This window comes from Salinivibrio sp. VYel1, from assembly GCF_009377945.1.
Taxonomy (GTDB): domain Bacteria; phylum Pseudomonadota; class Gammaproteobacteria; order Enterobacterales; family Vibrionaceae; genus Salinivibrio; species Salinivibrio siamensis.
Window position 1 is genome coordinate 130,409 of record NZ_RSAM01000004.1, and the last position, 12,382, is coordinate 142,790.

Here is a 12,382-nt window from a genome sequence, read left to right on the forward strand (position 1 = left end):
TATGCAACGCGGATTAATGTGGTTTCGCCACGACCTTCGAATACATGATAACCCTGCACTCGCCAATTTAGCCTCGAGCTGCGATCAGCTGACCTGCGTGTTTGTGATTGACCCCAGCTGGTATCGTGCGGATCACTTTCAAAGTAAGCACCTCGGTGCCCCACGGGAAGCGTTTTTGTGGCAAAGCCTAACCGAACTGCATCGCGCCCTGGATGCGATGGGGCAAAAATTGATTATTCGCACCGGCAAGCCGCTAGAGGTGGTGGCAAATCTGTGTATGGATCATGAGTTTGACCTTATTGGCGTCACCGACCACCCAGGGACACGCGAGCGTCACCAGGTTGATACGCTGGTTGAGCGCTTTCCGCAGCGGGTGGTTGTCTCGGATGCTCACACCTTGTTTACCCAGCATCAGCTGCCGTTTGACTTACCTGAGATCCCGACGACCTTTACACAATTCCGTAAAGCGGTGGAAAAACCCGGGATCAAACCACGCTTGCCGTTGCCAGTACCTGAGTCATTGCCAGCCCCCATCACAGCGATTAAGTCCGACCCAGCGCCCCTATCTGATCGCCGAATAGCCCCTTATCAAGGCGGTGAAATCGCCGGACGTGCGCAACTGAATCATTACTTATGGGATACCCATCGTATTCAGCGCTATAAAGAAACGCGCAACGGCCTTGATGGTTGGGATTTCTCGTCACGCTTATCGGCTTGGCTCGCTAACGGCAGTTTGTCCGTGCGCTGGGTCGCCGCAGAGCTCGATCGCTATGAGCGCAATGTCGAGAAGAACGAGTCCACCTATTGGCTATACTTTGAGCTGTTGTGGCGCGAATATTTCCAATGGATGCTGTACCACTACGGTACCCGTTTTTTTGCCTTTAAAGGCATTGCCAACAAACGGCCACTCACGACCTTTTATGCCGAAGCCTTTATGGCGTGGCGTGAAGGCACCACGCCTTTTCCTATCGTCAATGCGGCGATGCGCCAACTTAAGCAAACGGGATGGCTCTCGAATCGCAGTCGTCAATTGGTGGCCAGCTGCCTAGTCCATGAGTTAGGTGTTGATTGGCGCTATGGCGCAGCATACTTTGAGCAGCAACTGATTGATTTTGATGTAGCGGCTAATTATGGCAATTGGCAATACTTAGCAGGCGTTGGTGCCGATCCGCGCGGCAGCCGCCGGTTTAACCTCGACAAACAAGCCGCGCAATATGACCCCGATGGGACGTTTGTTAATACTTGGGTGGGAACACAGGAATCATCCGAACTAAAGTGACCTTATCAAACCATCACTTTAGCCCTCGGCGGCTGGCACAGCCGCCGACGTATACTGAGCGACTAACTGAATCACACGCTCACTGACCCGCCTTGAAAACAATAATGCAATGTGGGTCACAGAGTACAGATCGTGACTGGTCATGCCCTCGATTTTGGTTTCTTCGACCAGCACGGTGCCATCGCAGACTTGGTTTTTTAACAACAGCGCCGCGGGTCCCCAGGGGCAATCGCCGGCAAGGCTATGTAACGGCGGAAGGTTTTGCCAGGGTTTGACCTTGTCAGGGATAAGCATGTCTTCGCTACGTTGAAACAACCAGCCGCCCCACCCCAGATCGCCAAAGATACGTGCCAACTTAGCGCCTTGATGCGGCGTGCCCAAAGTGATCACCGCGCGAACATCGAGAGGCGGTCTATCACACCGCTTTGTACTCTGTTCCAAGTAACGGCGAATAATGAGTCCGCCCATCGAATGGCCAATCAAGATCGCTGGCTGGTCGCCAACAAACGCATCGATTTTGGCGGTGATACCCTCTAGGTCCGGGTTGAGCGTATTATACGAAACATTCAGCACCTGGTGCCCATGTTTTTCTAAGCGCTCGCACAGCGGAATCAAAAAAACACCGTGCATGTATAACCCATGAAGAGTGACTATTTTCATCCCGCCTCCCATTAGCCGCTGCGTTCAGCATACCAATATATGTCCCTTTCTGCCCATAGGTGGTTGATACAACCGAGGGCTTGCATCACAACAACGAGGACGCGTTAACAAAAAAACGCCCCACAAAAAGTGAGGCGTTGATGATGTAAGGAGTACGCGCATAGCGGCTTATGCGTAGCGCCTAATTAGAAAATCAGGTGAGCAATCCCTGCGATAACAGGCAGAGTGACTAGCGTACGTAAAATAAAGATCACGAACAGCTCCCACAGCTTGACTGGGATTTTGCTTCCCAGTAGTAAGGCACCCACTTCCGAGATATAAATCAGCTGGGTCACCGATACCGTAGCAATCACAAAACGGGTCATTTCACTGTCGATTTCTGCGGCTAAAATGGCAGGAATAAACATGTCTGCAAAACCAATCACCATGGTCTCAGAGGCTTTCACCGCATCAGGGATATGCAATAGTTCAAGCAATGGCACAAATGGCGCCCCTAGGATGCTAAACACATCGGTGTACTCAGCGACCATCAACGCCGCCGTACCAATTGCCATCACAACTGGCAACACACCTAACACCATATCGACGGCGTTTTGTACGCCTTCTTTTAGCACACTGCTTACCGAGCGAATTTTCTCGGCACGTGTCAGAGCACAGTGCAGTCCATAGCTCAGCGTATTGTGGCCAGCCGGTAGGACTTCATCATTGGTTTCACGCTCAGAGTTATCGATAAGCGCATCTTTTTTCCAGCTCAGAGGAGGAAGACGAGGAACGATGATCGCCGCCGCAATCCCAGCTAAACAGACGGTGAGATAGAACCAAGCAAACATGTGCATCAAGTCGACTTGCGCTATCACCACCAAACTAAAGCTGATTGAAACCGCAGAGAACGTCGTGCCAACCACTGCCGCTTCACGCTGGGTATAAAAACCTTGCTCATATTGTTTACTGGTCATCAAGATACCGACGCTGCCATCGCCCAACCAAGAGGCGGCACAGTCGACCGCAGAGCGCCCCGGCAGACCGAATAACGGACGCATTACCTTGGTGAAAATAGCACCAAGCAGCTCGAGCAAGCCGAAACTTGTCAGTAGCGGCAGTAATAGACCAGCGAAAATAAACACGGATAACAAGGTAGGCAATAGCTCATTGAGCACAAAGGCCCCCGTTGTTTCACCCATGATGACTGGCGAGCCAAAACCATAAAACGCCATTACGATGAAGGCGGCACCGAAAACACGGGTGACAAGCCACACCGGAGAGACATTAAACAAACCATTAAGAAAGCCATTTCGCATGATAACGGCAGGCTTGGTCAGCGTAACCAACACTGAAACGACGGCACTCAACACCACTAAGGCAGTGACGACCGCTGTTGCACTGTTACCTAGTAAGTCCAAGACACTGCTCGCCATTACCGCAATCGGGATGGTGACGCTGTCACCGAAACTGACTGGCGTCATAAAAAGGAACAACCCCAATAATGATGGGATTGCGAACATCAGAATATTTCTCATCGAAGGTGACTTCGTAGAGAGAGTGTCAGTTTTTTGCATACGTCTGAATCCTGAATTTTTATTTATCTCACCGCGAGCATCAACGCCTTTGCTGATTAATTATTCACTCACTGTGACTAACTGGCATGCAGATTATCGAATCATACACAGGATGTAAATAACTATTTAGTCATAAATACTGAATAAATACACCCTAAAAGCAGATTACACATGCCTACTGGTGGTTTTATAGTTCAACAAACCATCTTTTGTGAAAAGTTTGTTACACCGTTTTATTGACCAAGATCAGATTCTGTTACTCACTTGTAGGGAATGAGGCGGGTTAGCTCACAGAATACGCTTAATGTTCAAGCGTCCAACGCCAGCATCGTTGCCAAACGCTAGTTAACCAATTTTAAAGTCAATGCGCGCATATTCTTTGATCAACCAATCGCCAAAGTCATTGAGGAGGGTCATGACAGCACGTTTTTTTACCGGTTTGCGCTCTAGCAGGATAAAAAGCCGCTCAATCGCCATTTTTTTATCCGGGTAGTGTTTAATAAAAGCATCCGCACACTCGTTGAGTGATTCACTCCACTGCGCTTCTTTATGAAGTACCAAACCAAATGCACCGCGTATCAGGGTGTCTGCAATCGCTTGTGCGGTATTTAGCTGAGTGTTCCATGTGGTGGCGGCGGTGATTTTTTGTTTGGCACGCGCGAGTTTGTCAGAGATATCTGGATTCATCGCTTTCGCCACTTCCCAGCTGGCTTCAAACAAACCAAAACTGACCGATAAGTCTTGGCCATAGAGGCAAATGGCTCTGTGTTTAAAAAAGAATCCCCAGTGAAAGACTTGTGAGAGATCTCTAACATGTGACACGGTCACGATATCGATATGGCAATCACTGATCACCTTGCTATGACTGGTTTTTAATCGCCATAGCAAGGTGTTTAATGCGTTCGATTGATCAAGCGTCAGGGCGTGTTGGCACACCACCGTCAGCGATAGCACGCTGTCTTTCACCACGGCTCGCCGCCAAACAATATCTCCACTCACGTAGACGCTGTGAAGCCGCTTGCCGAGCAAGCCACGTAGTTGCTTCACCGCTTTAATCATCACGGGGATAAATTCAGATTGAAACGGGGCACGCCGGTCGGGCTCCGGTAAATAAGCGTTTCTGGATTGCAACTGAGTCACGACTTTCACACAGGTTTGAGTACGCGCGCTATTGTTGGTCATCTGCATAAACAAATCAACGCTCTAACTGTGGGTCTGCTTTTATTTTAGCCAGAGGTTGTCTATTTGACCATGAGAGCCGTCGGTTGAGAGGACAAACACGGATACGCTTTAGATACCTCTTTGTGCAGGTCAACCGATACGGCGCGGCTGAGATACCCCTTACAGCATGGTATAATGCGCATACATACAGACAACGAGAGCTTACCATGACGCAAGAGAATCAACTCAGCTTGGAGACCGTGCTAGAGATCGCGTTCGAGATTTTTGCCGAAACGGCCCCAGACAGCTTGGAGTTCGACGATTTAATGCTCTATGAGTCACGCTTTGAAGAAGAAGGGGGCGCTGTGGTGGTTGAAGTAAACAATGATTGGCCAGAGCATGTGGGAGCGGATGTTGACTTATCTCAGTGTGCCGAGGTGCAAATGGGTATAGCTGGCGCTGAGGTGCTAGATGAAGTCTTTGTTCGTATGCTCATCAGCCGAGATCCGGATAATAAATTCTGTCATTTATTGTGGAAGCGCAGCCCAACACAGATCCACTAGCCCTGCCCCACAGAATAACGGCAGCGATAGGTGCTGCCGTTGTGGATGCGAACTGGCGCTGACTTCATAGGATAATACCGGTTGAATGATTACAGTACGGTCACTGAGTCCGCGTCATCATGGGCGTGAGCGCGATAACTGATGACCAGTCCCAAGCTTGCCAGCGTCGCCAATGTCAGCATGATTACCCCTAATGATAATTGGCTAGCCACACCGAAACTACTGGCGACGAGTGTTACCAGCCCTGCCAATAGATTTTGCGCGCCGCCAAGAATTGCCCCCGCCGTGCCAGCATGGTAAGGAAAAGGACTAATCGCTCCTGTACTGGCTGCCGGAAAGAGAATACCTGCACCAGCAAAATAGACACAGCCGCCACCCACTAACGCATAGAGTGAAACATCACCGAGCATACCGGGTAATCCTATGATGCCTGCCCCCAACAACGCTAAGACACTGCCCAATGTCAGGGTGGGATAATACCCCATACTTTCGGAAAGCCGGCTCGACAACCCTGACCCGACTAAGTATGCCGGCAGAGGGACAACAAACAGCAAACTGATCACACTCGGAGACAACGCTAACGCATCTGACATGATCACACCTGCCGCCGCCTCGAATAAAGATACACCGGAAAAAACGGTAATTAGGCACAGCAAATACCCTTTAAATTGATGTGATCGCATAACATGACGATAGCGCGCACCAAAATGACCAGGTTGGCGTAAATCGGCAGGCAAAGTCTCGCTAAACCGCCAAGCCATGACTGTATAAACCAAGACACCGAGTAACAATAAAAAGAAGTAGCTGGCACGCCAATGTAGGGCCTCGGTTAACCCTCCTCCTAGAAGCGGAGCCACTAAGGGAGAAAAGATCAGTCCCATACTAACTAGGCTATTGGCGCGGTGCAGTTTGGCCCCGGAAAAACAATCTCGGGTTAAGGTGCGCGCCATGGCGCCGCCGCAGCCAATGCCCGCGCCTTGAACCATACTGCCCAGTAAAAATATCGCAAAGGAGGTCGCCAATAAGGTGATAGCCGTCCCGACTAAAAACAATGCTAACCCAAACAAGATAACCGGCTTGCGGCCGATGCGATCGGAGACAGGGCCATAAACAAACTGCGATAACCCATAGGGAATAAGATAACAAGCCATCACCGCTTGCAACCAAGCGGGCGATACGGCGAAGTCGTCCGCCATTGCACCGATGGATGGTACATACATGGTTTGGGTCATTTGCCCAACCGCCGCTAATAGAACGATCAATAGCAATAGCTTGCCCATAGGCATTGCCGAGGACATACCAGCACTCCTAAAAATAATTATGCGAAAATAAGTAAGGAATAGGTGGCGAGATTAAGGATAAAGGCCTAACCCACTCTGCCACCTAATGATAGACAGGCGAATGATAGGCTTTAAGAGAGCATGTCGCAATCAGAGTCGATAATAACGATCCCGATTCTTTATTATATTAAAGATTAGTTTAACTAATCCTAAAGCCAGCGTCGGACACGAGCTGCATAAGCGTCAAAATCATCAGGCCATTGGCGTGATAAACGGGCTTCTTCAGCAGGAATAAATGTGGCGGATAGGTAGGCCATAAAAGCGGGAATCATCCCCCAGCACCATAGCGCATTAAAATACAGCCCAGCCGCAGCGATGATCAGTACCAACGCCAGGTACATGGGGTTGCGGGTATAACGATAGATCCCAGTGGTCACCAACGCTGAAGGCATTTGCAGCGGATCAAGTGTGGTGTGATGGCGATGGAACGCCCATTTAGCTGCGGCTAATAACCCCACAGCTAACCCCAGAGGCAAGGCAGCCCAAATCGGCGCACCCAGCACCAGCGAAAAAGGAAAGAAATGGCTCAGTAATAAACCAATCGCAACCGCAATGAGCATCGCCACAGGGGGCAATGGGGGAAAGAGATAATGCCATGTTTGCACACGCATGACTCGTCCTTGAGCAATGACTGATATAATGGCAATAATGTAGCGAATATGGGCAGTGATTGTCACTGCCCTGCGAGCAATTTAGCCCATTTTTATCGACGAATGTTTAATCTTGCTCAATATTGAGACGATGTTTGCCGTGCTCAATCTTTGCCTTAAGATAGTTACGATTACCGTCTTTAAGGTGGGCTTTGGTGCCAATCACTTCTTTGAGAGTAATCCCTGCCGCTTGCAGCTCTTCAATCTTTTTGGGGTTATTGGTGATCAAGCGAATACAGTGAGCGTCTAACGCTTTTAGCATCTGCGCCGCTTCGGCAAAATCACGCAAATCATCCGCAAATCCCAAATGGTTGTTCGCTTCATACGTCGTCATCCCTTCGCTTTGTAGCTTGTAGGCATCCAGCTTGTTATACAGCCCTATCCCGCGCCCTTCTTGGCGCAAATAAAGAATAATACCGCCATCTTCACCCATCTTTTGGATGGTTTCTTCAAGTTGCTCACCACAATCGCATCGAGAGGAATGGAAGACATCACCGGTTAAACACTCGGAATGCATACGAACTAAAGGCGGATCAGCTTTCTTATCGGCTTGTTGGAAAATTAGCGCGACGTGCTCTTGCTCAGATTCTAAACCATGGAAGGAAAGGATCTCTGCTGGGATCTGGCTTCCCACCCCGACTTTCAACGGCACTCGGGCCCTAACTTTAACCATTCTGCGTCTATCTCTTACTGCTGATACCCGATTGAGGGCGATAACATTACTACACCCACATCAGTATGCCAATTCAAAAATGTTATATTATAACATTTATAGGGAGGATGCGAAAAAATCGTATTGGGAGGTATCTGTCACCTTGTCTCTATCCTCATCACTGCAAACGCCGTACCACCGCAGCCGGATTGCCAGCCACAATAGAAAAAGGTTCGATATCCGTATCAACCACTGATCCGGCTTCAATCACTACCCCTTCACCGATTGCCGTGCCTCCTTTTATCACGGTATTTCCCTCGATGATAACGTTATTACCTATGATGACATCCTGAGAGGACTCACATTCACCGCGGGCAATGTCTAGCGGTAATACGCGATGACGCGTGGTATAGATCCCAACGTTGGGGCCAATACTCACGTTATCGCCAATACTGACATGCGCCCCGTCTAAAATGGTGCAATTTGGACCGACGCTAACATTGTTGCCAAGATGAATATTCATCCCATAATGACAAAAGAAAGGCGCGTCGATTTCAACGTTATCGCCAATACGGGCGAATAGCTTGGTGGTTACCACCGCTAAACTGGCCGCATCTTCAGGATCGAGCCGGTTAAACTGTTGGCAAAGTCGGCGCGCGGCATATCGAAACAAAGTCAGCTCTTCATCCGCAGGACAATAAGGCAGGCCGCGTTGCATTTTTTCAAACTCTGTCATCAGCGCTACCCTTGATGCGGCATTTGTAACGACGTTGACTCAAAGCCGGGGTTATCCACTGTCGACAAAGAGACCAGCGAGTCACCGTATTCACGCAAGAATTGGTTTCCCAGCGAGGCCCCCAGCTGATAGTCGGCTTCTAATGCCGCCGGCTTACTCAGTAAGGCACTACTTTGCAACGGAGCGCTCGGCGCAATTTGCACTATCTGAGCACGCGCAGGCGGTGACGCCAAAAACTGCAGTTCACTTTGGTAGCTTTGGTAATGCGTGGTCAGCATCTTGAGCATTTCGGTGTTTAGCGGCTTGCCGGATAAAGACTGGAGCCGATAAATCGTGTCGCCACCAAACAGCCAACGACCACCATTTTGCATCGCTTTCTCTTTCATGCTGTCGCGCACACGATTAACCAATTGCTCGCGGCTGGACTTATAGCGATCTGACAGCTCACCGATTTGCTTACTGAGCTCTTTCTGGAAGGTTTCAAAGCGCGCGAGTCGATATTTGGACTCAAAGTTTGATAGATAGTCGGAGAGCTTAAATTGCGGCCTCTTCGCCTCAAAGCGTTCGCGTAGTGTTTCAAGAAAGCGCCGGTTTTCATCATCACGTTTATCTTGGTCAACCACTGGCTCAGTGCGAACCACGACGATAATATCCGCCCCGCGCGCAAACGCTTCTTTTGCCGGGATCGCCGCTGTTACCCCACCGTCCACATAACGGTGCTCACCGATGTTCACCGGATGCGGATAAAGTAGCGGAATCGCACAGGTCGCTTTCAGGGCATCTGGCCAGGTGTCTTCTGTCAGTGAGAAGAAGGCTGGTTGCAGCGTATCTGTGTCAGTCGCGCATGCATAAGCATAACGGTTTTGCAGATGGTGCCGCGCCGCTTCCATATCCAGAGCCGTTTCTTTACCGGGTAACGCCGTGTCTAACGCCCAATCCAAGTCCATGTAATGCTGCCGGCGAACATACTTCATTAAATGGAAGAAGCGCTCCTGCGTGGTGAGTTGGGTAATAAAGCGGTAACCATATTGGTACTGTTGGCAGACATAGGCACTCATATTGAGCGCCCCCGCCGATGTACCAAAATAAAGCTCAAAGGGGTCAAATCGGTGGGTTAAAAACGCATCCAGCACACCTGCTGTAAAAATACCTCGTTGTCCGCCCCCTTGAAGCACAAGGGCTATGCGCTGCGGCCGCGCGTGAGTCCCGCTCTGTGCGCCAGCGGTCAGCGCGTTGTCGGTCAACACCGTGGGCTGCACGGCTTGATTGGTTTCTACCACGTTCGCCCCTTACCATCACATTTATCGTTATGCTTATGTTTTATTGACTATTTTTAATTAGCTAAGTCTCACAGTTTAACGCGTCGTGTGACACTGTGCTAGCGCTACCGTGCCGTGGCATCGTCATCAAACCGGAAGCCACCGAACCAAGTGTTGTCTATGCCATTACCGCCACGACGGCAAACGTAAAAATAAGGCCGAGTGCGCAGGCTGTCGTGACCAGTGCATAAGTGAGTGTCGTATTCATGATGTCCTCCTAGGTGATAACGCTGCTATAACAAGTATAAACCACATTTAGTGTGCGTCTTTGTTGTCTAAAATTCTGCTAATGAGATCATGTTTTCTGGCGCTGTGGCACGCGCTCAACACATCTTGGCGTTGTTTTTTTCATCAATTGACGAGCGAACAAAAATAACCATTAATCACCACTTATTGATAATTATGATAGTTTTTATCACTACAAAGAGTTAACAAAACATGATTTATATCTACCTCACTCTACCAATAGCAGGTTAACCCCCATTTTTTTGCTAACTTGTTGGTTTTATGGCTATTGATTTAGCCTCACGCTGTGCTTAATGTGCAATGACTGCCCGCTTTAGATAAAAAATTCAACATTCGGGCAACAGGAAGTTAAAAATCAATATTGCGGGAATGTGCTATTTCTTTCATATCGGCCAAAAAACGCAGCCTCACAACACTGCATATTTGGATGGGCGTAAAGAAAGGCGATTCGCAAAGGAGTAAGTAGATATGAAAAGAGAACAATGGGGCTCACGCGCTGGGTTTATCCTGGCTGCCGTGGGGTCAGCAGTCGGCCTAGGGAATATTTGGCGCTTCCCTTATATGGCCTATGAGAACGGTGGCGGTGCCTTTTTTATTCCATACCTTTTCGCCATGCTCACCGCGGGTATTCCATTTATGATTATGGAATTTGGGCTAGGGAAAAAACTGCGCGGCTCATCGCCCGTGGTGTTTTCTAAACTCAATACCAAATTTGAATGGCTGGGATGGTTTCAAGTTTTAATCGCGGCAACCATCGGGATTTATTACGTCGCCGTTATTGGCTGGGCCATTTCATACTTTGGCTTTTCGTTTGGCCAAGATTGGGGCACAGACACCAACGCCTTCTTCTTCTCCGATTACCTAAAATTGGGGGAAAACTCTCCCACCAGCTTGGGTGATTGGCAGTGGCACATCGCGATTCCAATGATCATTGCTTGGGCTATCACCTATGCAGCGGTTTTCCGTGGCGTGAAAGGCGGCATCGAAAAAGCCAGCAAAATCATGATGCCTTTGCTGTTTATCATGGTGTTGTTACTCATTGGCCGTGTGGTGATGTTGCCAGGGGCACTGGATGGTTTGAACTATCTGTTCTCGCCTGACTTTAGCAAATTGGCCGATGCCAGTGTGTGGTCCGCCGCTTATGGGCAGATCTTCTTCACGCTGTCGGTGGGCTTCGCCATCATGCTTGCTTATTCTAGCTACTTGCCAGAAAAGTCCGACGTCAACAACAATGCTTTGATGACGGTATTGATCAACTGTGGCTTCTCAATTGTTGCCGGCGTGCTGATCTTCTCGATTCTTGGCTATATGGCGGCGGAACAAAGCAAAGGGATCACCGATGTCGTCAGCGGGGGCGTTGGCCTAGCGTTCGTCACGCTACCTGCCGCAATTAATTTGCTCCCTATCCCTTATATTCTTGGTCCATTGTTCTTCCTTGCATTGGTTGTTGCTGGCTTGAGTTCGCACATTTCCATCATTGAAGCCGTGACGTCGTCAATTATGGATAAGCTCAATGTGACTCGCCAAAAAGCGGCGACAGCCGTATGTGGTGTGGGCTTTGTCGTATCAATGGCGTTCGCTACCAACGGCGGTCTATTGCTGCTTGACTTGGTTGATTACTTTGTTAACAACGTTGCACTGCTCACAAGCTGTTTGCTTGAGCTGTTGCTGGTCGGCTGGCTAGTTAAACTGTCAGACATCCGTCAGTATGTTAACCGTGTCTCTGAATTCAGCGTGGGTCAGTGGATGGAAATTTGTATCCGCTTTATCAGCCCCATTATGCTGGCGGTTATCTTGGTGAAAAACCTGATTGACACCTTCAACGAAGGCTACGGCGGTTACGCACAATTCGAATTACTGACCCTGGGTTGGGGCTTGGTCGCTGCCATGCTGGTGGTTGGTATTATCGTTAATAGCACCACGACCCCTGCTCGCGATATGGAGACAGATGCATGACAACAGGCGCAATCATCATGATGCTTATCGGCTTTGCCGTCACTTGGGGTGGCGCGGCCTTGTGTATTCGCAAAGCGATGCACAGCAATAGCGAATAGCTCGTCACGGTTCATAACACTGTGATGTCAACCAAAGCCCTCTTATATGGAGGGCTTTGTCTTTTTCACGATCTCGCGTCGTCAAGCAATGAACTATCTGCCTTTTTATACCTTTTCCCCTCCTGGCTGTCTGCTCTGACATCATCACCAAAACGGTTATCAACAA

Annotated in this window: 12 protein-coding genes; 4 read left to right on the forward strand and 8 right to left on the reverse strand. The window is 49.3% G+C overall.

The window, feature by feature from the left end; translation table 11 throughout:
- Position 1: 1 nt before the first annotated feature.
- The gene (locus EHW58_RS05580) at positions 2-1,279 is read left to right on the forward strand and encodes a DASH family cryptochrome (protein ID WP_152795225.1); all 1,278 of its coding nucleotides are present in this window, start codon (positions 2-4) and stop codon (positions 1,277-1,279) included.
- A gap of 18 nt (positions 1,280-1,297) precedes the next feature.
- Here EHW58_RS05580 and EHW58_RS05585 read toward each other — a convergent pair whose 3' ends face one another.
- The 3 genes from EHW58_RS05585 to EHW58_RS05595 form a co-directional block, all read right to left on the reverse strand.
- On the reverse strand, positions 1,298-1,939 hold the full coding sequence (locus EHW58_RS05585) for a triacylglycerol lipase (RefSeq protein WP_172969940.1): 642 nt from the start codon (positions 1,937-1,939) through the stop codon (positions 1,298-1,300).
- A gap of 185 nt (positions 1,940-2,124) precedes the next feature.
- Positions 2,125-3,495 carry a YjiH family protein gene (locus EHW58_RS05590; protein WP_227486463.1) on the reverse strand — a complete coding sequence of 457 codons (1,371 nt, stop codon included), beginning with the start codon at positions 3,493-3,495 and terminating at the stop codon, positions 2,125-2,127.
- Between the two features lie 345 nt (positions 3,496-3,840).
- Positions 3,841-4,677 carry a hypothetical protein gene (locus EHW58_RS05595; RefSeq protein WP_131825336.1) on the reverse strand — a complete coding sequence of 279 codons (837 nt, stop codon included), beginning with the start codon at positions 4,675-4,677 and terminating at the stop codon, positions 3,841-3,843.
- A gap of 206 nt (positions 4,678-4,883) precedes the next feature.
- Between EHW58_RS05595 and EHW58_RS05600 the strand changes: the two genes are divergently transcribed.
- Positions 4,884-5,219 carry a DUF440 family protein gene (locus tag EHW58_RS05600; protein WP_152795229.1) on the forward strand — a complete coding sequence of 112 codons (336 nt, stop codon included), beginning with the start codon at positions 4,884-4,886 and terminating at the stop codon, positions 5,217-5,219.
- An 89-nt stretch (positions 5,220-5,308) separates the two neighbouring features.
- Here EHW58_RS05600 and emrD read toward each other — a convergent pair whose 3' ends face one another.
- The 5 genes from emrD to EHW58_RS05625 form a co-directional block, all read right to left on the reverse strand.
- Complete coding sequence (emrD, locus tag EHW58_RS05605; protein ID WP_152795231.1) at positions 5,309-6,517, reverse strand: multidrug efflux MFS transporter EmrD; 1,209 nt, start codon at positions 6,515-6,517, stop codon at positions 5,309-5,311.
- A gap of 191 nt (positions 6,518-6,708) precedes the next feature.
- Positions 6,709-7,170: an isoprenylcysteine carboxylmethyltransferase family protein gene (locus tag EHW58_RS05610; protein ID WP_077522154.1), complete on the reverse strand. Its 462-nt coding sequence runs from the start codon at positions 7,168-7,170 to the stop codon at positions 6,709-6,711.
- A gap of 106 nt (positions 7,171-7,276) precedes the next feature.
- Complete coding sequence (gene ribA, locus EHW58_RS05615) at positions 7,277-7,882, reverse strand: GTP cyclohydrolase II (RefSeq protein WP_152795233.1); 606 nt, start codon at positions 7,880-7,882, stop codon at positions 7,277-7,279.
- A 157-nt stretch (positions 7,883-8,039) separates the two neighbouring features.
- Positions 8,040-8,597, reverse strand: coding sequence for a sugar O-acetyltransferase (locus tag EHW58_RS05620; protein ID WP_152795235.1), 558 nt, complete (start codon positions 8,595-8,597; stop codon positions 8,040-8,042).
- Between the two features lie 5 nt (positions 8,598-8,602).
- Positions 8,603-9,877 (reverse strand): patatin family protein, encoded by a 1,275-nt coding sequence (locus EHW58_RS05625; protein WP_370517131.1) that lies wholly within the window; start codon positions 9,875-9,877, stop codon positions 8,603-8,605.
- Between the two features lie 753 nt (positions 9,878-10,630).
- On the opposite strand from EHW58_RS05625, the gene EHW58_RS05630 reads away from it, so the two are divergent.
- Both EHW58_RS05630 and EHW58_RS05635 read left to right on the forward strand, forming a co-directional pair.
- Complete coding sequence (locus tag EHW58_RS05630; RefSeq protein ID WP_046073288.1) at positions 10,631-12,118, forward strand: sodium-dependent transporter; 1,488 nt, start codon at positions 10,631-10,633, stop codon at positions 12,116-12,118.
- On the forward strand, positions 12,115-12,216 hold the full coding sequence (locus EHW58_RS05635) for a MetS family NSS transporter small subunit (RefSeq protein ID WP_100297978.1): 102 nt from the start codon (positions 12,115-12,117) through the stop codon (positions 12,214-12,216). The genes EHW58_RS05630 and EHW58_RS05635 overlap by 4 nt, the downstream gene beginning before the upstream one ends.
- Positions 12,217-12,382: the final 166 nt, after the last annotated feature.

Bases quoted from the DNA above. Each gene is read 5' to 3' on its own strand.
- ribA (WP_152795233.1), bottom strand. From the start codon at position 7,882: ATGGTTAAAGTTAGGGCCCGAGTGCCGTTGAAAGTCGGGGTGGGAAGC.
- EHW58_RS05580 (WP_152795225.1), top strand. From the start codon at position 2: ATGCAACGCGGATTAATGTGGTTTCGCCACGACCTTCGAATACATGAT.
- EHW58_RS05630 (WP_046073288.1), top strand. From the start codon at position 10,631: ATGAAAAGAGAACAATGGGGCTCACGCGCTGGGTTTATCCTGGCTGCC.
- EHW58_RS05585 (WP_172969940.1), bottom strand. From the start codon at position 1,939: ATGAAAATAGTCACTCTTCATGGGTTATACATGCACGGTGTTTTTTTG.
- EHW58_RS05590 (WP_227486463.1), bottom strand. From the start codon at position 3,495: ATGCAAAAAACTGACACTCTCTCTACGAAGTCACCTTCGATGAGAAAT.
- EHW58_RS05595 (WP_131825336.1), bottom strand. From the start codon at position 4,677: ATGACCAACAATAGCGCGCGTACTCAAACCTGTGTGAAAGTCGTGACT.
- emrD (WP_152795231.1), bottom strand. From the start codon at position 6,517: ATGTCCTCGGCAATGCCTATGGGCAAGCTATTGCTATTGATCGTTCTA.
- EHW58_RS05610 (WP_077522154.1), bottom strand. From the start codon at position 7,170: ATGCGTGTGCAAACATGGCATTATCTCTTTCCCCCATTGCCCCCTGTG.
- EHW58_RS05620 (WP_152795235.1), bottom strand. From the start codon at position 8,597: ATGACAGAGTTTGAAAAAATGCAACGCGGCCTGCCTTATTGTCCTGCG.
- EHW58_RS05635 (WP_100297978.1), top strand. From the start codon at position 12,115: ATGACAACAGGCGCAATCATCATGATGCTTATCGGCTTTGCCGTCACT.
- EHW58_RS05600 (WP_152795229.1), top strand. From the start codon at position 4,884: ATGACGCAAGAGAATCAACTCAGCTTGGAGACCGTGCTAGAGATCGCG.